Source organism: Shimia sp. R9_2, assembly GCF_017743735.1.
Classification (GTDB): domain Bacteria; phylum Pseudomonadota; class Alphaproteobacteria; order Rhodobacterales; family Rhodobacteraceae; genus Shimia.
Window position 1 is genome coordinate 28,033 of the sequence record NZ_JAGHRO010000013.1, and the last position, 20,760, is coordinate 48,792.

Genomic DNA, 20,760 nt, shown 5'->3' on the forward strand with positions numbered 1-20,760 from the left:
TCTCTCAGGTCACAACGTGGTGGCGCGGTATTTGAAGGCGCCGGAGCCGCGCGCAATGATCTCTCCGGTTTCATCGGAAATCGTGCTTTCGGCAAAGAAGGTTTTGGCGCCGCCCCCTGTGCGCCAACCTTCGGCAATCAGCCCCTGCCCCTTGGGGCGGCTGAGGAAATTGGTGGTCATCGACAGCGTGAGCGCCAGACGTTTGTGCGCCGGATCACCGGTGTAGCAGCCCGCAAAGCCCATCACCGTGTCGAGCAGCGTGGCGTAGATCCCGCCGTGCGGAATACCCGCGCGGTTCATCAGATGCGGTGCAATGGGCAGCTCCAGACGGGCGTAATTCACATCCCAATGGGTGATGCGAAACCCGAGGTGCTTTTGCAGCTCATAGGGGGTTTCTTCCAGAGCAGGATCGAGGGGTTTGTGGGTCATGGTGAAGCTTTCAAACGAGGGGCAGCGCGCGGCCGCGGGTGGGCGCAAAATCAGATGTCAGTCTGGCAGTTTATCCCGCGACTTCAACGCAACTGCCAGAAATTGCCGCGACGTTGCAAAAGCACACGCCCAAGGGGGCGGACGTGCGCTGCCCCGGCGGCGCAAGCGCCTTGCTCCGGGGCTTAAGTCAGACCGCTGTCAGACCGCCATCAATGGCGATCGCCTGTCCGGTCATGAAGCTGTTTTCGGGCGCATTGATCCAGAGCATGGCCTGCACCACCTCCTCAGGCTTGGAGACGCGCCGCATGGGCACGCGGCTGGCAATATGTGTCATGGCGTCCTCACGGGACAGGCCCGCGCGCTCCCCCACGATGCCGGCCATTTCATCCACCATCGGCGTGGCTGAAAACGAGGGGCAAAGCGCATTCACGCGAATGCCGCGGGTGGCGTTCTCATCTGCCGCCGCCTTGGTCAGCCCCACCACAGCATGTTTGGCCGCCGCATAAAGCGACAGATGGCCCGAACCCACCAGACCAGCTGCCGAGGCCACATTCAGGATCGCGCCGCTACCGGCCTTCTGCATCAGCGGGATCTGATGCTTCATGCAGAGGAACACCCCTTTGGCATTCACATTCATCATCAGATCAAAATCCTCGGTGGTGAGGAACTGAAGCGGGCGCACATCATGGCCGATCCCGGCGTTGTTGAGCCCCACGTCGATGGTGCCAAAGGTCTCTGCAATATGGCTGACATGGGCGGCCACCTGCGCCTCATCTGACACATCCACCGCGGCAGAGACCAGCTCAACCCCTTTTGCGCGCAGGGTTTCTGCGACATTGGCCAGTTGATCACCGTGGATGTCAGACAGGCCGAGTTTTGCGCCCTGTGCGGCGAAGCGTTCTGCCGCCATGGCCCCAAAGCCGCTGGCCGCGCCGGTGATCATCACCACTTTGTCCTGAAACATCTTATCCACGTTTTGCGGCCTCCAGCCCTGCCATGGCGAACATCGGCACAAAGCTGCCAAGCTTGGCCGCGCGTTCGGGATCAGAGGCGTTGCCATCGAGCGCGCGCTTCTTCACGCCTTGGATGATCGCGCCCATGCGGAAGAAACAAAACGCCAGGTAGAAGCCGAATTTCTCAATCCCCGGCAGGCCCATGCGGGCGCAATACTGGGCGATGAACTCTTCATCGCTGGGCAGACCAAGGGCTGCGCGGTCCACACCGGCGAGCCCGCGACCCTCATGGCCCGGCGGCATCTGCCACTGCATGATCACCGCCGCCAGATCGGCGTAGGGATGGCCAATGGTGGAGAGTTCCCAATCCAGTACGGCCACCACTTCGGGGCGGTCCTTAGCAAAGAGCATATTGTCGATCCGGTAGTCGCCATGCACCAACGTGCGCTTGCCGTCATCGGCTGGTATATTGGCCGCAAGCCAGTCGATCAACTCATCCATTTGCGGAAGGGTTTCAGTTTCTGAGGCGCGGTACTGCTTGGTCCAGCGGCCCACCTGACGCTCAAAATAATTGCCTTCTGGGCCATAGTCCGACAGGCCCACAGCGGTGATATCGACCGAATGGATGGCGGCCAGCACACGGCCCATTTCGTCGATCACGGCGGCGCGGTCTGCGTTGCTGAGGTCTTTGAGGCGGGGATCGTCAAAATTGCGCCCCTCCACATAGTCCATCACGTAAAAGGCTGAGCCGATCACATCATCGTCTTCGCAAAGCAGATGCATTTTGGCGACCGGCACATCGGTGTCGGCCAAGGCCTTTTGCACGCGGAATTCGCGGTCCACCGCATGGGCGGATTTCAAAAGCACCCCGGGCGGTTTGCGGCGCAGCACATATTGGCCTGATGGCGCATCCAGCCGGAAGGTCGGATTGGACTGGCCGATGTTGAATTTGGTGGCCTCAATGGGCCCCGCAAAGCCATCCAGATTGTCAGACAACCAGCGCGCAACGGCGGCGGTGTCCAGTTGGGTTGCGTCCATAGTTTCCTCCCTTTGCATCAGACACGGCGCGGTGCCCGATCTCGAAACGCGCGGCGGCGCTTCAGAATGGCCGGGGTGCGCAGCAAACCGGCCGCGCCCGACCTCCCCCATGTTCTCTCTCAGCTGTAGGTCAGCATCTCTTTCTCGTTGCACCCGTCAATATGCGGGGTTTCGTTAAATCCGTTGAGCCACTCCTGCCCCTTGGCCATCACGATGCGCGCCACGGCGCAATTTTTGACCTGCAGTTGCAGCAGAATCATCTGTTCGGCAGGGGCATCGAGCACATCGGCCACCGTGCGCCCGATGGCACCACCGGAGCTGACCGCCAGCGGGGTCTTGGCCCCGGAGGCGGCCACAATGGCGCGGGCTTCGCGCACGCGGCTCGTGAAAGCGGCAAAACTTTCGGGCGGGTTTGCGATCTCGTCGCGCTGCCACTCCAGCACCGTGTCGCGGAGGATGCGGAAGTGGGTTTTGCGGTCTGTGTGCAGATCCGCAGGCTTGTCGGCGCGCCCTGCAAAGCGCGCCTCCAGAAGCCCTGCGAAATCAAATTCGTTCCAGCCCGGCACAACAATCGGGGTCAGCCCCGTGCCCAGCGCGCTTTCGATGCCTTCCCAGGTCTGGCGGTGGCGTTTCTGCCCGCCGATGAACACCGCATCCGGCACCACACCCTGACGTTTGAGCGCCGCGCCAAGGGCGGCGGACTGGCGGTGGCCCAGCTCCGAGAGATTGTCGTAATCCGCCGCGCCAAAGCTGGCCTGGGCGTGGCGGATCAGGTGGAACATCTGGCTCATGCCATGCGGTCCTGCAGACGCTGGTAGGCGGTTTTATATTCGCGCTCCAGCCGGTCCACGAGGCTGGCCACAGTGCCCACCTCTTTCACCGCGCCAATGCCCTGACCGGAGCCCCAGATGGTTTTCCACGCTTTGGGTTTGTCGCGGTCGGTGCCAAAATCCATGGTGGAGACATCGCCCACCGGCAGGCGATCCGGATCCATGCCCGCCGCCTCAACGGAGCCTTTGAGGTAGTTGCCCCAGACGCCGGTGAAGAGCGAGGAATAGACAATGTCATCCGCGCCGCTCTCGACAATCATGTCTTTGTAGCCCTGCTCCGCATTGGCCTCTTTGGTGGCGATGAAAGGCGATCCGATATAGCCAAGGTCTGCGCCCATGGCCTGTGCGGCCAGCAGCGAAGAGCCGGTGGCAATGGCACCGGAAAGCAGCACCGGGCCGTCAAACCACTCACGGATTTCACTGATTAGCGCGAGCGGGGATTGGGAACCTGCATGGCCACCGGCACCGGCGGCCACAGCGATGAGGCCGTCCGCGCCTTTCTCGATCGCCTTCTTGGCGAATTTGTTGTTGATGATGTCGTGCAGCGCGATGCCGCCGCAATCATGGGCGGCGTCATTGACCTCTTTGCGCGCGCCCAGCGAGGTGATCCAGACCGGCACCTCATGTTTGTGGCAAAGCGCAATGTCGCGCTCCAGACGTTCGTTGGAGCGGTGCACGATCTGATTGACCGCAAAAGGCGCGGCCGGTTGATCGGGATTTTCCTGATTGTGACGGTCCAGCTCTTCGCGGATCTGCGTGAGCCAGGTGTCCAGAAGGGGGTGGTCTCCCGCCGCCTCACGGGCGTTGAGTGCGGGGAAACTGCCTATGATGCCTGCCTTACACTGGGCAATGACCAGTGCGGGTACGGAAATGATGAAAAGCGGAGAGGCCACTGCGGGGATGCGCAGGCCCTGAAGCGCTTTGGGAAGGTGGCGGTCACCAGACATAAAAAACTCCTGTTTTCTCAGCGCCTTGCCAATCTCTGCGGACACCGGAGCACGACGCGAGGCAAAGCAGCCTATGCGGGCTGTGTGCCACTCCCTCTCCTCCGGATGCCGCGCAAAACTGCACGACGCCTTGGTGGCAGGATAAGGCCGCGTGCGGGCGGCTCAAACAAGAGGATGGCAAAGTAACATGACGTCACAATGGGCTTGCCTTCGCGGAAGGCGGGGATGCGCGGCCATGTCCGGATGCCTCCGGCGGGGATATTTGGGGAATGAGAAGCCGGGGCTTAACACAGAAACTGCAGGATGTGGCGGGCCACCTCAGTGGGCTTTTGATGCAGGAGCCAATGATCTGCCCCCGGCAGGGTGACGCGGGTGAGATCGTCGCAGAGATCCTCAAGGCCCGCATGGCATTCCGGCAGGAGCGCGGTGTCCTCTTCCCCCCACAAGAGCAGATGCGGCATGGGCACGCGCAGGGCTTGGGGCGGCAGTTTGGGCAGCGCTTCGGTTGGCAGCGGCGCGCCGGGGTCTGCGACCTGAAGGTTTGAGGCGCGATACCAGTTGACCATGCCGCGCACCTCTTCGGCTGTGCCCCAGGCGGCGCGGTAGGCGGCCAGTTTGCTCTCGTCCATCCAGGACATGTCCATATGTTTGGAAAAGATGCCCATCATGCGGGCGTGATCGTTTTCTGCGAGCCGGTCCTCGGAGCCTTCGGCGCGCAGCCAGTTGATGTATTGGCTGGCCGCAGATTGTGCGCCGCCCGCCGCCAAAGCGCGCTGAAACGGGATCGGATGCACCCCATTGGCGATGATCAGGCGCTCAAACAGATCGCCATGGCGGAAGGCCAGACCATAGGCGATGGCCGCGCCCCAGTCATGGCCGAGCACCGCGACGGCAGGCCGGTCAGAACAGTAGTGCTTCAGGATGGCCGCTGCATCGGCGACAAGCGCAGCAGGCGCGTAGTGTTCCACCTCTGCCGGTCGCCAGCTTTGGGCGTAACCGCGCTGATCCGGGGCGACGAGGAAGAAATGCTCCTCCAGATGGGGGATCAGATCGTCAAAGGCGCCGGAATATTCGGGAAAGCCGTGCAGGCACAGGAGCACGGGGGCCTGAGGGTCGCCGGCCACGCGCACATGATACGCGTGACCGTTGAGTGTTATGAACTGGCTTTGCGCCAAATCACACCATGTCGGGCAGTTTGTAATCGGCAAACTGCTTGCGCAGGGTGAGCTTGGAGACTTTGCCGGTGGCGGTCATTGGCAGCTCGTCCACAAAGACCACATCATCGGGCAGCTGCCACTTGGCGAAGTGCTCCTCTAACAGGGCCATCAGCTCGCTGATCTCGGGCTTGCCTTCGGCAGAGGGCACCACAACCATCAGCGGGCGCTCGTCCCATTTGGGGTGGGCCACGGCGATCACCGCGCAGTTGGCCACATTTGGGTGCGCCATCACGGTGTTTTCCAGATCAAGCGAGCTGATCCATTCGCCGCCGGATTTGATCAGGTCTTTGGCGCGGTCGGTGATGGTGAGGTAGCCGTGGCCGTCAATCGTGGCCACATCGCCGGTGCCAAACCAGCCATCCGCATCAAAGGCGCCTGCGTTGGCCTCTTCGTTTTCAAAGTAGCCAGCGGTGATGTTGTTGCCGCGCACAAACAGTTCGCCTGCGGCTTCGCCGTCATGGGGCAGACGCTTGCCGTCTTCGTCCACGATTTTCAGATCCACGCCAAAGATGCGGCGGCCCTGCTTGGATTTGATCGCCACGCGCTCTTCGAGGATGTGGTCTTCCAGATGCACAGGCAGGTTGCCCATGGTCCCGACCGGGCTCATCTCGGTCATGCCCCAGGCGTGGCAGACGTTGACGTTGTTTTCCTCAAAATAGGTGATCATGCTGGCCGGTGCGGCGGAGCCGCCGATCACCAGATCTTCGAGACCTTTGGGCATGCGGCCCTGTTTCTCCATCTCACCCTGCAGGCCGAGCCATACGGTGGGCACGCCCCATGCGGAGTAAACGTTTTCGCCTTCCATCAGCTTAAACAGGCTTTCCCCGTCAAGCGCGCCGCCCGGGAAGACCAGCGAGGCGCCGGTGAGCAGCGCGATATAGGGCAGGCCCCAGGCGTTGACGTGGAAGAGCGGCACTACCGGCAGGATGCGGCGGCCCGGCTGGCAGACTTTGGGCAGCGACAGGCCCACAGTCATGGCATGCAGCACCGTGGAGCGGTGGGTATAAAGCGTGCCTTTGGGGTTGCCGGTGGTGCCGGAGGTGTAGCAGAGACCTGCGGCGGTGTCCTCGGGCAGCTCTGGCCAGTCAAATTCCTCAGATTCCGCCTCAAGCAGCTCTTCATAGCAGAGGAAATCGCCCTCTGGCATATGTGCGCGGTCGGTCATGACCACCACTTTGAGACCTTCTGGCCATTGCGCGCGCAGGGCGTTGACCAGCGGCACAAAGGTGGTGTCCACAAACAGCATCGTGTCCTTGGCGTGGTTCACGATGTAGCTCATCTGCTCGGCAGACAGGCGCGGGTTGATGGTGTGACAGACGCCGCCAGCACCGGAGATCGCGTAGTAGAGCTCAAGGTGGCGGTAGCCGTTCCACGCCAGCGTTGCGATGCGGTCACCGACCTTCAGGCCCTGTGTTGTGAGCGCATTGGCAAGACGCGCCACACGGGGGGCCATCTCAGCATATGTCTGGCGGTGGATATCCCCCTCGGTGCGCACAGAGACGACTTCTCCGGTTGGGTGGATTTCGGCTGCAAATTTGAGAATATCCGCGATGTTGAGCGGACGCATCATCATAGACCCTAGCATTTAGGCCTCCCTGCCTGTGAATGTATTGTCGCGCGCGACCATACGCGCAAGGCCAAGGTAGAGGAAAGGGCGGTTGAAATATGCCGCTACGTCGCTCAACCTAAGCTGTTGCACTTGTTAAGTTTATTTCTGTGCAGATCCGCACAATGAGCGCGCGGTGCTGGCGATTTTCAGGGCACACCGCCTGCCCTACCTTGGGGAGGAAAGGAGAGACATCATGTCGATCAGACCTGTTTTGGAAACGCGCAAAGCCATTCCTGTCCGGGAAGGGGCTGGCGTGCATCTGCACCGCGCCTTTGGGTTTCAGGATCCTGAGGAGCTTGATCCCTTCCTGATGATGGATCACTTCCGCAACGATGATCCCCGGCTTTATGAGGCGGGCTTTCCGTGGCATCCGCATCGCGGCATTGAGACCATCACCTATGTGATTGACGGCGCGGTGGAACATCAGGACAGCCTTGGCAACACCGGCAATCTGGGCGCGGGGGATGTGCAGTGGATGACGGCAGGGCGCGGAATTTTGCATCAGGAGATGCCCACCCCCGGTGCCAATGGGGTGAACCACGGCTTTCAGCTCTGGGCCAATCTGCCCCGCGATCTGAAGATGACCGATCCGCGCTATCAGGATGTGACTGCCAAGGAGATCCCGGAGATCTTTGAGGATGACGGCACCAAAGTGCGGGTGATCATCGGCAGCTTTTGGGGCCAGACCGGCCCGGTGGATGGCATTGCCGCTGATCCGATGTTTCTGGATGTGACCGTGCCTGCGGGCGTAAAAAAGACCTTCCCGATCGACACACGGCGGCGCGCTTTTGCCTATGTGTTTGAAGGGGATGCGGCCTTTGCCGATGCCAGCCAGCCCACCGGCATTCTGCTGGAGAAAGAGGTGGCCGGAGAAGAGGTCAATATCCGCGATATGAGCGGCGACCGCACGCTGGTGCGCTTTGGCAATGGCGATGAGGTCACGGTGCAGGCTGGCGAACAAGGCGTGCGCTTTCTGCTGATTTCAGGTCAGCCCATTCAGGAGCCGGTGGCCTGGCATGGGCCGATTGTGATGAACACGCAGGCAGAGCTGCAGCAGGCCTTTGCCGAGCTGCGCAACGGCACATTTATCAAACCGGCGCATTGATCAATACGCCCGAACAAGTAAGCGGAGGGGGAGACCCCTCCGTTTTTTAGGGGCGCTGCCCCTGTCACCGCAAGCGGTGTAAGGGCTCCGCCCGTTCGCCGCTGAATGTGTCCACTGGACACATTCCGAGACGCGGCTCACCCCCGGGATACTTTTTGAATGAGAAGCGCTTAGGGGGGGAGGAAGGCAGAGCTGTTAGGCGGCGATGCCTACGGCTTGGCGCACCATATCCCAGTAGATCTGCTCCACCTCGGAAAGCGACAGGCGGCCGCCTTCGCGGAACCATGTGTTCACGCCGGTCAGCATGGCAATCACGGCCATGGTGGTGATCTTGGGGTCCGCCACGGTGAAATCACCGCTTTCAACGCCAGCGCGCAGGATCGCTTCGAGCTGGTCTTCATAAGCGCGGCGCAAAGCTTCGACTTCGGAGAAATTGTCCGGGCTGAGATTGCGCAGCTCCATATAGGCGATGAACACCTCATCGGGGCGCTCTGAGTGAAAGCGCAGGTGCAGACGGGTGAAGGTCTCCAGTGCCGCCACCGGCGAGGTAGGGGTCTCAAGCGAGGCGCGGGTGGCCAGAAGCTCGTCCATATGGGTTTTCATCAGATCAAACAGCAGCGACTGCTTGTCCGGCGTGTAGTTATAAAGCGCCCCTGCCTGCACGCCGACCTCACGCGCAATTTGGCGCATGGAAACAGCGGCATAGCCGTGTTGGGCAAAGAGCGAGAGCGCGGCGGCGCGCACGCGCGGGCCGGTGATGCCGGAATGTGAGCCTTGAGTTCGTGCCATAGGCGCAATTTAACTGAACGTATGTTCCTTTAAAACCCCGCATAAGCAGGGCTGAGGCGTGCAAGTTGGCTTGTGTCGCCAGCCCCGACTGGGCCATAAGAAAGCCGGGCAACAAAAGGGCCATTCGCGTGACACGACAGACCAAAGCAAGCCTCTTGATGATCTTATGCACGGGCGTGCTGGCCAGCTGTGGCGATGTGCCGGGACTGGATGCCGCTGTTTCCAAAGAGGTGGAGGCTGCGCCCTACCCTGAGCTTCTGCCTGCGCACGCGCTGCCTGCCGCGCCGGAGCAGCGCCTGACGGAGAGCAGCGAAGAAGAGCTTGCCGCCCGTGGCGCCCGCCTCAACCGCCGTGCGCGTGAGCTGCAGTAAGCCCTGCACCATGCAGACGCGTTGCACCCCCCTGCAAGAGCCGCTACACGGCAAAGCAACACAGCAGACCATACCAACACATATTCGAGGTAGTGCTTCATGACCGATGCGCAGATGAGCAACCCCAACACAACACCGCTCCGTCTTGGGATTGCCGGCTTGGGCACCGTGGGCGTGGGTGTGGTGAAGATCGTGCGCCAGAAGGCCAACCTGCTGGCGGCCCGCACCGGGCGTCCGGTGGTGATCACCGCCGTGAGCGCGCGCTCCAAGGATAAGGATCGCGGCGTGTCGCTGGCGAATTACGCCTGGGAAGAGGATCCGGTGGCCCTGGCCAAGCGCGACGACGTGGATGTGTTTGTCGAGCTGATGGGCGGCGAAGACGGCCCCGCCAAAGACGCAATCGAGGCTGCATTGGCGCTAGGCAAAGATGTGGTCACCGCCAACAAGGCGCTGCTGGCCCATCACGGTCAGGCGCTGGCCGAGACCGCAGAGGCTAAAGGCGCGGTGATCCGCTTTGAAGCGGCTGTGGCAGGCGGCATTCCGGTGATCAAATCCCTCACCGAGGGGCTGGCGGGCAATGAGATCACCCGCATCATGGGGGTGATGAACGGCACCTGTAACTATATCCTCACCCGGATGCAGGACGCGGGCCTGCCTTATGAAGAGGTTTTTGCCGAAGCCGACGCGCTTGGCTATCTGGAAGCGGACCCAAATCTGGACGTGGGCGGGATTGACGCAGGCCACAAGCTGTCGCTGCTCTCCTCCATCGCCTTTGGCACCAAGGTGGATTTCGCAGGAGTGGAGCTGGAAGGCATTCAGCGCATCTCCATTGAAGACATTCATCAGGCTGCCGAGCTTGGCTTCAAGATCAAGCTGCTGGGCGTGACCCAGATGACCGGCCGAGGGCTGGAGCAGCGCATGTCGCCCTGCCTTGTGCCTGCTGACAGCCCGCTGGGCCAGCTCAAGGGCGGCACCAATATGGTGGTGATCGAAGGCGACGCGGTGGAGCAGGTTGTGCTGCGCGGCCCCGGTGCCGGTGAAGGCCCGACCGCCAGCGCGGTGATGGGCGATGTCTGTGACATCGCGCGCGGCTTCCGCCTTGCCACCTTCGGCATGCCCGCCGAGCAGCTGACCGCTGCCAAGGCGGCGCGCTCCAACTCTCCGGCGCCCTACTATCTTCGCCTGACGCTGGAAGACCGCCCCGGTGCCATGGCCAAGATTGCCACCGCGCTTGGCGACAACGGGATCAGCATCGACCGCATGCGACAGACCCGCCACAATGATGAGCTCGCCCCTGTGTTGATCGTGACCCACAAAACCCAGCGCGCCGCTCTGGATGAAGCCATTGCCGCCATGCAGAGCACCGGCGTGGTCGCAAGCGCCCCTGTGGCGTTGCGCATAGAGCAGGTTTGAGATTTCAATGGCGCGCCCCTCTTGTGAGCGCGCCGCCGCTGCGATAACCGATATTTAAGCAAGCACATAAGGATCACCCCATGTCCCAAACGCCGGAATTTCACGACCGTATGCTGTCTCTCGGTTTGGCCCGTGTGGCCGAACAGGCAGCGATTGCCTCCGCAGCGCTGATTGGCAACGGCGATGAGAAAGCCGCAGACCAAGCCGCTGTGAACGCCATGCGCGAGCAGCTCAACCTTCTGGACATCGCCGGTGTTGTGGTGATTGGCGAAGGAGAGCGCGACGAGGCGCCCATGCTGTTCATCGGCGAAGAAGTGGGCACCGGCAACGGCCCCGGCGTGGACATCGCGCTGGACCCGCTGGAAGGCACCACGCTGACCGCAAAAGACATGCCAAACGCGCTGACCGTGATCGCCATGGGCCCACGCGGCTCCATGCTGCACGCGCCGGACACCTATATGGACAAGCTGGCCATCGGCCCGGGCTACGCGGAAAACGTCGTCTCACTGGAAATGAGCCCGAAAGAGCGTGTGGAAGCGCTGGCCAAAGCCAAAGGCTGTGACACCTCTGACATCACCGTCTGCATTCTGGAGCGTCCGCGCCACGAAGACATGATCGCCGAAGTGCGCGCCACCGGCGCCTCCATCCGTCTGATCACCGATGGTGACGTGGCTGGCGTGATGCACTGCGCCGAAGCCGAAGAAACCGGCATCGACATGTATATGGGCCGCGGCGGCGCACCTGAGGGTGTTCTGGCAGCAGCAGCGCTGAAATGCATGGGTGGTCAGATGTGGGGCCGTCTGGTGTTCCGCAATGATGACGAGCGCGCCCGTGCTGCCAAGACCGGCATCACCGATCTGGACCGCATCTACTCCCGCGACGAGATGGTCACACAGGATGTGATCTTTGCCGCAACCGGCGTGACCGGCGGCTCTCTGTTGCCGCGCATCAAGCGTACCCCGGGCTGGATCGAAACCGAGACCCTGCTGATGCGCTCCAAGTCCGGTTCCGTGCGTCGCATGACCTACCGCGCGCCTGTTGATCAGACCTCTTGATCGCGGCACGCTGCACTGATTGACTGGGCCAATGCGCCCCTTACGGCCCGCCTCTTTGGCGGGCCTTTTGATAAGATGAAAGCCCTGCCCATGACCGACTTCCTTGGTGTATCCGAAAGCCTGACCGGACGACGCTGGCTGGGGCCGGATGTGGAGGCCACCCGCGCCGCCGAACTGCTGGCGCAGGAGACCACCTTGCCCCCCGCACTCTGTGCGGTGCTGGCGCGGCGCGGGGTGAATGCGGCGGAGGCGGAGAGTTTCCTTGAGCCGCGGCTCGCCGAGCTGCTGCCCGATCCCCGCACCGTCAAAGACATGCAGACCGCCGCCGCGCGGTTTCTGCAGGCCGTGCGCAAACGTGAGCGCATCGCGGTGTTTGCCGATTATGACGTGGATGGCGGCACCTCTGCGGCGCTGCTGATCACATGGCTGCGCCATATGGGGCTGAAGGCGACGCTTTATGTGCCCGACCGCATTGATGAGGGCTATGGCCCCAATGAGGCCGCCATGGCGCAGCTGGCCGCCAACCATGACCTGATCATCTGTGTGGATTGCGGCACGCTCAGCCATGGCCCGATTGCCGCCGCCAAGGCAGCAGATGTGATTGTGCTCGACCACCACCTGGGCGGCGAAACCCTGCCCAACTGCGTGGCCGTGGTGAACCCAAACCGACAGGATGAAAGCGGCGATCTGGCGCATCTCTGTGCGGCTGCGGTGGTGTTTCTCATGCTGGTGGAGGCCAACCGCCAGATGCGCGAGGCCGATGGCACGCGCGGGCCCGATCTGATGGCGATGCTTGATCTGGTGGCGCTTGGCACGGTGGCCGATGTCGCCCCGCTGGTGGGGGTGAACCGCGCATTGGTACGTCAGGGGCTCAAGGTCATGGCGCGGCGGGACCGCACCGGGATTGTGGCGCTCTCGGATGTGAGCCGCATGGACAGCGCCCCCAACAGCTATCACCTCGGCTTTCTGCTGGGCCCACGTGTGAACGCAGGCGGGCGCATCGGACAGGCAGACCTTGGCGCGCGCCTGCTCTCGACCGACAACGAACAAGAAGCTAAGGCGCTTGCGGAGCGACTGGATGAGCTCAACACCGAACGGCGCGACATTGAATCGGCGGTGCGCGCCGCCGCCATGGCACAGGCCGAAGAGCGCGGGCTGGATGCACCGCTGGTCTGGGCCGCTGGCGAAGGCTGGCACCCGGGTGTGGTCGGCATTGTCGCCTCGCGCCTGAAAGAGGCCACCAACCGCCCCGCCATTGTGATCGGCCTTGACGGCGACGAGGGCAAAGGCTCCGGCCGCTCTGTCTCTGGCGTGGATCTGGGGGCCTCGATCCAGAAACTCGCCGCAGAAGAGCTGCTGATCAAAGGGGGCGGGCATAAGATGGCCGCTGGCCTGACCGTGGCCCGTGATCAGCTGGAGCCTGCGATGGCGCGGCTCACCGAGCTGATGGCCAAACAGGGCGCGGGCGACATGGGGCCGGCGGATCTGAAACTAGACAGCCTGCTGATGCCCACTGCGGCCACCGTTGAGCTGATCACCGACATCGAAAAGGCTGGCCCCTTTGGAGCAGGCGCCCCTGCCCCGCGCTTTGCCTTTCCGGATGTGGAGATTCGCTTCACCAAACGGGTCGGTGAAAGCCACCTCAAACTCACCTTTGGCGATGGATTCGGAGCGCGCATCGATGCGATTGCCTTTGGCGCCTATGACACCGCGCTGGGGACGGCCTTGGAATCGCATGGCGGTGCGCGATTCCATCTGGCGGGCCGCCTGGAGATCAACACCTGGGGCGGCCGCCAATCTGTGCAGCTGCGTCTGGAGGATGCGGCCAAAGCCGCCTGAGCCGCACCAGAGCCTTCTCATTCCCTCAATATCCTGGGGGAATCGCGGCTCTGACGCGATGGGGGCAAAGCCCCCGCATCACGCCCCAAACCCGCCAAAACAGCTTTCTGAAAAAAATCGTCACAAAGGCTCAAATTTCCGCTTGCGCCCACCCGCGCCATTCACTAGATACGCCTCACGCTTCGGCACGGCCCGTTCGTCTATCGGTTAGGACGCCAGGTTTTCAACCTGGAAAGAGGGGTTCGATTCCCCTACGGGCTGCCAGTCGAAGCGAGATTTTTGAGAAGACATCTTCATGAAAATCGCCACAGTGGCCCGTTCGTCTATCGGTTAGGACGCCAGGTTTTCAACCTGGAAAGAGGGGTTCGATTCCCCTACGGGCTGCCACTTCCTTCCGAAAATTAGATAAGTCCCACACCGCAAGCCGCTTTGCCTGTGCGCCTTTCTGCGCACCCAGCGCACGCTTAAGATGTGAACTATTCATCCCCACATCTTTCGGGCGCAGACTCTTCGTTAACCAATCCCCGCTAAATCTGGGTCTCAACGAAGGTCTTTTAACGGAATCGGATTCGCCGCAGCCATGGCTCGTCTCCGAAAACCACATGTGGGGGTAAAATGAGTAAGACACATCTGTCAGTTTGGGTGCTTCCCAGAAGCGCACGCCCGGCCACCTCGCGGTCCGAGCGTATCAAGGCGCGTGCCGGGGCCTTCATCCTCGCCTCCTGCAAAGATGCGGACCTCGCGTTGATCCCGCCGCCGTCCGGCAATCTGAACCGCCGTATCTGGCCGCATACGTCGCCCAACGGCCCAACCCTGAAGATCCGCGCCTGACAGCGCCGCAGAGAGCCTCAGCTGCTCTCTCGACACCCCGTGCGCCTCCCCTACGCTTCTGTGCGCCCTAGGGCAGCGCTGGCGGCACATCCACCGCTGGTGCGCTGGGTTTGATGTCCAACAGCGGTGTGCCGTCAAAACAGTCGATGGCATCAATACCAATCCTGCCCGCCGCGAGATCCAGTGATGTGATCCGCACCGCCGCCAACGATATGGGATTCGGGCGATTGGGAGAGCGCAGCGCAAAAGTGCCTTGTGCTTCGGTTTTGTGACGGGGCCGCTGGGTGATCAGATCGCGCCGCGCCTGATGCATCCAGTAAAACAGCAAAATCCCATCCCCCACAGACAGCCCTGTGAGACCTTCGGCAAATCCCGGCTCCAGCGTGAGCGACGCCCCCTGCCCACTCTCACGAGCGCGGGTGACATTCTTGGGGCAATTGCCGCGCTGCCAAGGGGTGTGGATGCGCCCAATGAAGCGCAGCTCTACATCCACGCGCTCCAGCGGATCGAATCCCAGCTGGCTTTCTCCATCACGCAGTTCAGGCAGGGTTTCAGACATGACGCTCTCCTTGGATCTTGGCGCTCATCCTGCCCAAGACCTCAGAGAGGTGCCATAAAAAAGCGCCGCTCGATGGCGGCGCTTTCTGCGGTTCTTTCTGGCGTTTAGACGATCTCGCCTTCAAGCCCTTCGGTGGAGAGCCCCTCAAGCCTTGGCATGAGGCTCAGAAGCTCCTGCGTGTAGGCCTGCTTTGGGCTGGCAAAGAGGGTTTCGGTGTCAGCCACCTCAACCATCTGCCCCTGACGCATCACGCCCACACGGTCACACATCTGACGCACCACCGGCAGGTCGTGGCTGATGAAGAGCATGGTCAGGCCCAGATGCTCTTGAAGATCCTTGAGGATGTTCAGAATCTGCGCCTGAATGGAGACATCGAGCGCCGAGGTCGGCTCGTCACAGATCAGGAAGCGTGGCTGGGTAGCCAGCGCACGCGCAATCGAAATCCGCTGGCGCTGACCGCCGGAGAACTCATGCGGGTATTTGCGCCCCGCCTCAGAGCCAAGCCCGACACGCTCCAGCAGCTCATCCACGCGGTGCTGAATGGCGTCGCCTTCCAGCAGCTTGTGGTGACGCACCGGCTCCGCAATGATCTCATCCACCCGCATGCGCGGGTTGAGGCTTGAGAAGGGATCCTGAAAGATCATCTGGATCTGACGGCGATAGCTCTCCAGATCCTTGGCGGTCTTGAGGCTGGTGACCTCCTGATCGTCAAAGAAGATCTTGCCGCCATTGGTCTGATAGAGCGTGGCAATCATCCGCGCGACGGTGGATTTGCCCGAGCCGCTTTCGCCCACGATGCCAAAGACCTCCCCTTCGCGGATGTCAAAGCTGACCTTGTCCACGGCGGTGAAGTATTTGCGACGAGATGGGATGATCGACCCGCTTTGCAGGAAGGTCTTGGTCAGCCCTTCGACCTTCAGCAGCGTGCCGGATTTGGTCGGCTCCGGGCGCTTCCAGTTGCGCGCCAGATCTTCGATCTCAAAGGTGATCTGACGGCCCCCGTACGAGAGCTGCGGGAAGCGATGCACCTTGAGTGTCGGGCGTGGCACGGCGGCAATGAGCGACTTGGTGTACGCATGCTGGGGCGCACCCAGCACCTGCTCGGTGGTGCCGCTTTCCACAACCTCACCCTGATACATCACGGTCACCTTGTCGGTGGTGTCCGCGATCACACCCATGTCGTGGGTGATCAGAATCACGCCGGTTTGACGTTCCCGCGCGAGTTCCTTGATCAGCTCAAGGATCTGCGCCTGAATGGAAACGTCGAGCGCCGTGGTCGGCTCATCCGCGATGATCACATCCGGCTCTGAACACAGTGCAAGCGCAATCACCACCCGCTGGCGCATGCCGCCGGAGAACTGGTGCGGATATTGATTGATGCGCTCGCTCGGGTTGGGGATGCCCACCCGATCCAAGAGCTCAATCGCACGCGCCTTGCTGTCGGCGTCGGAAAGCTTGAGGTGGAACTGGATGGTTTCCACCAATTGCTGGCCAACGGTCAGAAGCGGGTTCAGCGAGGTCAGCGGATCCTGGAAGATCATGGAGATCTTGGCCCCGCGCAGCGCACGCATGCCTTCGGCATCCCGCCCGCTGATCGCTTCCCCTTTGAAGCTGACCGTGCCGCCCGCGATATGACCGGGACGTTCCAGCAGGCCCATCACAGCCGCACCGATGGTGGATTTACCAGCACCGGATTCGCCCACAAGACCGTGGATTTCGCCGGGCTCCACCGCGAGATTGGCTTTGTTTACCGCCACAAAAAGCTTGCGGCGGGTCGGGAAGTGGACCGACAGGCCCTCGATATCTAGAAGTGTCTCGCTCATCACTGCAGCCTCGGGTTCAATGCATCACGCAGCCAGTCGCCCAGCAGGTTTACAGACAGCGCCAGCGCCAGAAGCGTGGCGGAGGGGAAGAGGATGATCCACCATTCGCCGGAGAACAGGAACTGTTGCCCGATGCGGATCAGCGTACCCAGCGACGGTTGGGTCGGCGGTGCGCCCACCCCCAGGAACGACAGCGTCGCTTCTGCGATGATGGCCAATGCCAGAGAGATGGTTGCGATCACCAACACAGGAGACAGCACGTTTGGCAGGATGTGACGCAGCATGATGATGCCACGGCCCCGGCCAATCATACGTGCGGCCTGCACATATTCCTTGTCTTTCTCCACCAGCGTTGCGCCGCGCACAACACGGGCAAACTGCACCCAATCTGACAGGCCAATCGCGAGGATCAGCACCCAGATCGCCATCGTGTCCTGATGCTCAATCGGAGTAATGCCCTTGGCGATGCCAAAGATCAGCATAGCCACCAGAATGGCGGGGAAAGTGAGCTGCACGTCAGCGGCGCGCATGATGATGGTTTCCACCCAGCCGCCAACATAGCCGGCAATCAGCCCCAGCGTGATGCCCAGCACCATGGCAAAGAGCACAGCAGAGAAGCCCACAAACAGCGAAATCCGCATGCCGTAGAGGATGGTTGAGAACACATCGCGGCCCTGATCGTCGGTGCCCAACCAGAAGGTGTCCCCGGTGAAATCATTGGGCGCCATCGGCGCGGTGAAACCGTTCATCAGATCCAGCGAGGCCGGATCAAACGGGTCATAAGGCGCAATCAGCGGGGCAAAGATGGCGCTCAGCACCAAGAGCAGCACCACAAGGAAAGACACCACAGCCACCGGCGAGCGGCGGAAGTTGTAAGCGAAGTCGCTGTCCCAGGCTTTGGCCAGACGGGACTGCGGCGCGGTTGAGGTTTGGTCAGACATCAGTGCGCCCCCTTACCATCCGTGCGCAGGCGCGGATCAATTGCAAAATAAAGAAGGTCAACGATCAGGTTGATGGCCACAAACATCACCGAGATCAGCATGAGGTAGGCCGCCATCACAGGGATGTCGACAAACTGGATCGCGTTGATGAACAGCAGGCCAACACCGGGCCACTGGAAGACCGTTTCGGTGATGATCGCAAAGGCGATGATCGAGCCAAGCTGCAGACCTGTGACGGTGATCACCGGCACCAGCGTGTTTTTCAGCGCATGGCGGAAATTCACCGTGCGGGCCTTAAGCCCACGGGCACGGGCAAAGCGCACATAGTCCTGACGCAGCACCTCAAGCATCTCAGAGCGCACCAGACGCATGATCAGCGTCATCTGGTAAAGCCCCAGCGTGATCGCGGGCAGAATGATGGCTTTCAGGCCTGTGGCGGTCAAAAGGCCGGTGCTCCACAACCCTATCTTCACCACATCCCCACGCCCGAAGGACGGCAGCCAGCCGAGCTCCACCGAGAACAGATAGATCAGCAGAATACCGATCAAGAAGGTGGGCAGAGAAACCCCGATCAGCGAGACCGACATGATCGCATTGGCCATGAACCCGTCGCGCCGGATGGCGGTGAACACGCCCAACCCAATGCCGATGGAGATCGCCAGAAAGCCGCTCACAGCCGCCAGCTCCAGCGTGGCAGGCGCGCGCTCCAACAGGATCTCCCCCACCGGACGGCCCTGACGATAGCTCACGCCAAAATCGCCCTGCACGGCCCCTTCGAGGAATTTGTAATATTGCACGGGGAATGGCTCATCCAACCCCAGTTCCGCCCGCAGGCGGGAGATGTCGGCGTCCGTGCGTTCCTGACCCAGCATGTTGTCGATGGGATCACCGACAAATCGGAACATGCTGAAAGCAACAAGCCCCACGATCAGAAGCACAAGCGCGGACTGTAACACTCGTTTAATGACATACGTCAGCATCACTGCGTCCCTTTGTTTTTATGGGGGTTCCTTGCGCCCTTCTTCAGATGGGGTCAAGCAGAGCAAATGAGGCGTCGGAGTGTTGCCCGACGCCTCATTTTTCAGCAGTTTTATTGCACGTTTACCCAGCGCAGAATAAAGAAGTTATCCGGCCGTTGGGTCAGCGTGACGTTGTCGCCTGCGCCCCAAACCAGAGGTTGCACATACATCGGCACATAGGCGGTTTCATCCTGCAGAATCTTGGCTGATTCATCGAGCATCATCTGGCGTTTGCCGTCATCAATCTCCGATTGGATCATCGGCAGAAGCTCATCAATGCGGGCATTGGAGTAGCCGCCGAAGTTCCAGCTGCCGAGCTTCTTCTCCGCATTTGGCGTGGAGGCCAGGAAGCGGATCGGGTGCTCTGCGTCAAAGGTGCCCGGGGACCAGCCCAGCAGGTACATGTCAAAGTTATCGGCGCGCAGCTCCGGCCAGTAGTTCTGCACCGGCATGGCGTCAAGTTGCGCCGTCACGCCAACTTTGGCCAGCATCGAGGTCACCGCCTGACAGACCGCCTCATCGTTCAGATAGCGGTTGTTGGGGCATTTCAGGCCAAACTCAAAGCCGTCTGCATAGCCGGCTTCCGCGAGCAGCGCCTTGGCACCGTCCACGTCAAAGGCCGGACGTTCCGAGTTGGCGCCGGAGAAGCCGCGCATGGCCGGGCTCACCAACTGGCTGGCAGGCTCGGCATTGCCGCGCATGATGGTTTGCAGGATCGCGTCCACATTCACCGCCTTGGCCACGGCTTCGCGCACGCGCGCATCTTTGAACGGGTTAGGCTTGCCCGCATCCGCACCGTATTTCAGCTCGTCCGCATCCTGCGCAAAGCCCAGCATGATCACGCGGGCTTCGATGCCCTGAATGATCTGAACGCCGTCCTGGCCCTGCAGACGCGCGGCGTCTTGGATTGGCACAGGGTTGATCATGTCGACCTCGCCAGACAGCAGCGCAGCCACAGCGGTGGCGGCGTTCTGGATCGGGGTGAATTCCGCTTTGGTGATGTTGTGGGTGGCTTCGTCCCACCAGCCGTCATGCGGCGCCAGCTCGGTGCGCAGACCGGGCTCACGCGCGGTGACCTTGAAGGCCCCGGTGCCATTGGCGTTGAGCGTGGCGTAGTTGCCGTTTTCCTTATCAGGCAGCGCGGCGCTGTTGGCCTCCGCCCAGCCTTTGTCCATGATCATCCAGTTGGCGATGCTGTCCGGGAAGATCGGATTGGGCGCGCTGGTGAGGATGTCGACGGTGTAGTCATCCACCACTTTGACTTCGGACACCGGTGCAAACCAGCTGCGGGTGTCAGACGCCTCATTGGAGGCGCGCTGATAGGAGAACAGCACATCCTCAGCGTCAAAGCTTGCACCATCATGGAAGGTCACCCCTTCACGCAGATGGAAGCGCCAGCCTGCGCCCTCGCCAATCGGCTCCCAGCTGGTGGCCAGCGCAGGTTGCACGGACATATCTTTGTCGCGTCGCACTAGCCCTTCATAAACGTTGTTCAGAAAGCCCAGAACCGGCGCGGAGTTCACCGCATGCGGGTCCATGGTCTGCGGGTCGGTTGTGCCCGCCCATTTAAAAGTCTCGGCCATAGCAGGCGCAGCGCAGACCGCCGCAGCCAAAGCCGCTGAAAAGACGCGTTTCATAATAGTCCCCTGTTTTTCCTCTCGCCTTACACCAGCGAGCCTGTTTGGAAGTCTCACCCCAGAGGGGGGGTGAAAGCAAGAGGGCAGCGAAATTTATGAACTTGTTAAATCGAGAAAAACCCGCAATCCGCGCAGGCGCGCAAACAGGAGGCAGCGGGCAAAATCAGGCCGGTCATGCACGCGCCAAAGCAAAAGGGGGCGCCAAATGGCACCCCCTTCCGTGTCAAAAATCAGAAGGTCTGATTATTCGACGATTTTGGACACAACACCGGAACCAACGGTGCGGCCGCCTTCACGGATCGCGAAGCGCAGGCCGGCTTCCATTGCGATCGGTGCGATCAGCTCAACGTTGAAC

The 20,760-nt window shown here is 61.5% G+C and carries 20 protein-coding genes and 2 tRNA genes; 8 read left to right on the forward strand and 14 right to left on the reverse strand.

Annotated features, from left to right (window positions below; genetic code table 11):
* Positions 1–9 precede the first annotated feature (9 nt).
* The 7 genes from J7400_RS20285 to J7400_RS20315 form a co-directional block, all read right to left on the reverse strand.
* Positions 10–429 carry a PaaI family thioesterase gene (locus J7400_RS20285; RefSeq protein ID WP_209065936.1) on the reverse strand — a complete coding sequence of 140 codons (420 nt, stop codon included), beginning with the start codon at positions 427–429 and terminating at the stop codon, positions 10–12.
* Between the two features lie 187 nt (positions 430–616).
* Positions 617–1,393 (reverse strand): SDR family NAD(P)-dependent oxidoreductase, encoded by a 777-nt coding sequence (locus J7400_RS20290; protein ID WP_209065961.1) that lies wholly within the window; start codon positions 1,391–1,393, stop codon positions 617–619.
* 1 nt (position 1,394) lies between these two features.
* The gene (locus tag J7400_RS20295; protein WP_209065938.1) at positions 1,395–2,420 is read right to left on the reverse strand and encodes a phosphotransferase family protein; all 1,026 of its coding nucleotides are present in this window, start codon (positions 2,418–2,420) and stop codon (positions 1,395–1,397) included.
* Between the two features lie 119 nt (positions 2,421–2,539).
* A complete protein-coding gene (locus J7400_RS20300) occupies positions 2,540–3,211 on the reverse strand; it encodes a histidine phosphatase family protein (protein ID WP_247738951.1) in 672 nt (223 codons plus the stop codon).
* Positions 3,208–4,197 (reverse strand): nitronate monooxygenase family protein, encoded by a 990-nt coding sequence (locus J7400_RS20305; protein ID WP_209065940.1) that lies wholly within the window; start codon positions 4,195–4,197, stop codon positions 3,208–3,210. The genes J7400_RS20300 and J7400_RS20305 overlap by 4 nt, the downstream gene beginning before the upstream one ends.
* A 284-nt stretch (positions 4,198–4,481) precedes the next feature.
* Positions 4,482–5,321: an alpha/beta hydrolase gene (locus tag J7400_RS20310; protein WP_348540219.1), complete on the reverse strand. Its 840-nt coding sequence runs from the start codon at positions 5,319–5,321 to the stop codon at positions 4,482–4,484.
* 52 nt (positions 5,322–5,373) lie between these two features.
* Positions 5,374–6,999, reverse strand: coding sequence for a long-chain-fatty-acid--CoA ligase (locus J7400_RS20315; protein ID WP_209065941.1), 1,626 nt, complete (start codon positions 6,997–6,999; stop codon positions 5,374–5,376).
* 217 nt (positions 7,000–7,216) lie between these two features.
* Between J7400_RS20315 and J7400_RS20320 the strand changes: the two genes are divergently transcribed.
* Positions 7,217–8,128 (forward strand): pirin family protein, encoded by a 912-nt coding sequence (locus J7400_RS20320; protein ID WP_209065942.1) that lies wholly within the window; start codon positions 7,217–7,219, stop codon positions 8,126–8,128.
* A 195-nt stretch (positions 8,129–8,323) separates the two neighbouring features.
* On the opposite strand, the gene J7400_RS20325 is transcribed toward J7400_RS20320, so the two are convergent.
* Positions 8,324–8,917: a TetR family transcriptional regulator gene (locus J7400_RS20325; RefSeq protein WP_209065943.1), complete on the reverse strand. Its 594-nt coding sequence runs from the start codon at positions 8,915–8,917 to the stop codon at positions 8,324–8,326.
* A gap of 128 nt (positions 8,918–9,045) precedes the next feature.
* Between J7400_RS20325 and J7400_RS20330 the strand changes: the two genes are divergently transcribed.
* The 7 genes from J7400_RS20330 to J7400_RS20360 all read left to right on the forward strand — a co-directional run bounded on the left by J7400_RS20330 (position 9,046) and on the right by J7400_RS20360 (position 14,426).
* Entirely contained in the window at positions 9,046–9,288 is a 243-nt protein-coding gene (locus J7400_RS20330) for a hypothetical protein (protein WP_209065944.1), read from the forward strand.
* Positions 9,289–9,387: 99 nt separating this feature from the next.
* A complete protein-coding gene (locus J7400_RS20335; RefSeq protein ID WP_247738952.1) occupies positions 9,388–10,701 on the forward strand; it encodes a homoserine dehydrogenase in 1,314 nt (437 codons plus the stop codon).
* Positions 10,702–10,781: 80 nt separating this feature from the next.
* Positions 10,782–11,756 carry a class II fructose-bisphosphatase gene (gene glpX / locus J7400_RS20340; RefSeq protein ID WP_209065945.1) on the forward strand — a complete coding sequence of 325 codons (975 nt, stop codon included), beginning with the start codon at positions 10,782–10,784 and terminating at the stop codon, positions 11,754–11,756.
* Positions 11,757–11,846: 90 nt separating this feature from the next.
* Positions 11,847–13,595: a single-stranded-DNA-specific exonuclease RecJ gene (gene recJ / locus J7400_RS20345; RefSeq protein ID WP_209065946.1), complete on the forward strand. Its 1,749-nt coding sequence runs from the start codon at positions 11,847–11,849 to the stop codon at positions 13,593–13,595.
* A gap of 189 nt (positions 13,596–13,784) precedes the next feature.
* Positions 13,785–13,859, forward strand: a tRNA-Glu gene (locus J7400_RS20350).
* A 48-nt stretch (positions 13,860–13,907) separates the two neighbouring features.
* Positions 13,908–13,982, forward strand: a tRNA-Glu gene (locus J7400_RS20355).
* Between the two features lie 228 nt (positions 13,983–14,210).
* Entirely contained in the window at positions 14,211–14,426 is a 216-nt protein-coding gene (locus tag J7400_RS20360; RefSeq protein WP_209065947.1) for a hypothetical protein, read from the forward strand.
* Positions 14,427–14,493: 67 nt separating this feature from the next.
* Here J7400_RS20360 and J7400_RS20365 read toward each other — a convergent pair whose 3' ends face one another.
* The 6 genes from J7400_RS20365 to J7400_RS21370 form a co-directional block, all read right to left on the reverse strand.
* Positions 14,494–14,985, reverse strand: a complete 492-nt coding sequence (locus J7400_RS20365) for an SAM-dependent methyltransferase (protein WP_209065948.1) — start codon at positions 14,983–14,985, stop codon at positions 14,494–14,496.
* A 104-nt stretch (positions 14,986–15,089) separates the two neighbouring features.
* On the reverse strand, positions 15,090–16,808 hold the full coding sequence (locus tag J7400_RS20370; protein WP_209065949.1) for an ABC transporter ATP-binding protein: 1,719 nt from the start codon (positions 16,806–16,808) through the stop codon (positions 15,090–15,092).
* Positions 16,808–17,749 carry an ABC transporter permease gene (locus J7400_RS20375; RefSeq protein WP_209065950.1) on the reverse strand — a complete coding sequence of 314 codons (942 nt, stop codon included), beginning with the start codon at positions 17,747–17,749 and terminating at the stop codon, positions 16,808–16,810. The genes J7400_RS20370 and J7400_RS20375 overlap by 1 nt, the downstream gene beginning before the upstream one ends.
* Entirely contained in the window at positions 17,749–18,729 is a 981-nt protein-coding gene (locus J7400_RS20380) for an ABC transporter permease (RefSeq protein WP_209065951.1), read from the reverse strand. Before J7400_RS20380 ends, J7400_RS20375 begins: the two co-directional genes overlap by 1 nt.
* Before the next feature lie 110 nt (positions 18,730–18,839).
* Positions 18,840–20,405, reverse strand: coding sequence for an ABC transporter substrate-binding protein (locus tag J7400_RS20385; protein WP_209065953.1), 1,566 nt, complete (start codon positions 20,403–20,405; stop codon positions 18,840–18,842).
* 243 nt (positions 20,406–20,648) lie between these two features.
* Positions 20,649–20,760: hypothetical protein (locus J7400_RS21370; RefSeq protein WP_209064502.1), on the reverse strand; the 112-nt coding region annotated here is incomplete at its 5' end.

Coding starts and splice junctions, on each gene's coding strand:
- J7400_RS20285 (WP_209065936.1), bottom strand. CDS start 429: ATGACCCACAAACCCCTCGATCCTGCTCTGGAAGAAACCCCCTATGAG.
- J7400_RS20290 (WP_209065961.1), bottom strand. CDS start 1,393: ATGTTTCAGGACAAAGTGGTGATGATCACCGGCGCGGCCAGCGGCTTT.
- J7400_RS20295 (WP_209065938.1), bottom strand. CDS start 2,420: ATGGACGCAACCCAACTGGACACCGCCGCCGTTGCGCGCTGGTTGTCT.
- J7400_RS20300 (WP_247738951.1), bottom strand. CDS start 3,211: ATGAGCCAGATGTTCCACCTGATCCGCCACGCCCAGGCCAGCTTTGGC.
- J7400_RS20305 (WP_209065940.1), bottom strand. CDS start 4,197: ATGTCTGGTGACCGCCACCTTCCCAAAGCGCTTCAGGGCCTGCGCATC.
- J7400_RS20315 (WP_209065941.1), bottom strand. CDS start 6,999: ATGCTAGGGTCTATGATGATGCGTCCGCTCAACATCGCGGATATTCTC.
- J7400_RS20320 (WP_209065942.1), top strand. CDS start 7,217: ATGTCGATCAGACCTGTTTTGGAAACGCGCAAAGCCATTCCTGTCCGG.
- J7400_RS20325 (WP_209065943.1), bottom strand. CDS start 8,917: ATGGCACGAACTCAAGGCTCACATTCCGGCATCACCGGCCCGCGCGTG.
- J7400_RS20335 (WP_247738952.1), top strand. CDS start 9,388: ATGACCGATGCGCAGATGAGCAACCCCAACACAACACCGCTCCGTCTT.
- glpX (WP_209065945.1), top strand. CDS start 10,782: ATGTCCCAAACGCCGGAATTTCACGACCGTATGCTGTCTCTCGGTTTG.
- recJ (WP_209065946.1), top strand. CDS start 11,847: ATGACCGACTTCCTTGGTGTATCCGAAAGCCTGACCGGACGACGCTGG.
- J7400_RS20360 (WP_209065947.1), top strand. CDS start 14,211: ATGAGTAAGACACATCTGTCAGTTTGGGTGCTTCCCAGAAGCGCACGC.
- J7400_RS20365 (WP_209065948.1), bottom strand. CDS start 14,985: ATGTCTGAAACCCTGCCTGAACTGCGTGATGGAGAAAGCCAGCTGGGA.
- J7400_RS20370 (WP_209065949.1), bottom strand. CDS start 16,808: ATGAGCGAGACACTTCTAGATATCGAGGGCCTGTCGGTCCACTTCCCG.
- J7400_RS20375 (WP_209065950.1), bottom strand. CDS start 17,749: ATGTCTGACCAAACCTCAACCGCGCCGCAGTCCCGTCTGGCCAAAGCC.
- J7400_RS20380 (WP_209065951.1), bottom strand. CDS start 18,729: ATGCTGACGTATGTCATTAAACGAGTGTTACAGTCCGCGCTTGTGCTT.
- J7400_RS20385 (WP_209065953.1), bottom strand. CDS start 20,405: ATGAAACGCGTCTTTTCAGCGGCTTTGGCTGCGGCGGTCTGCGCTGCG.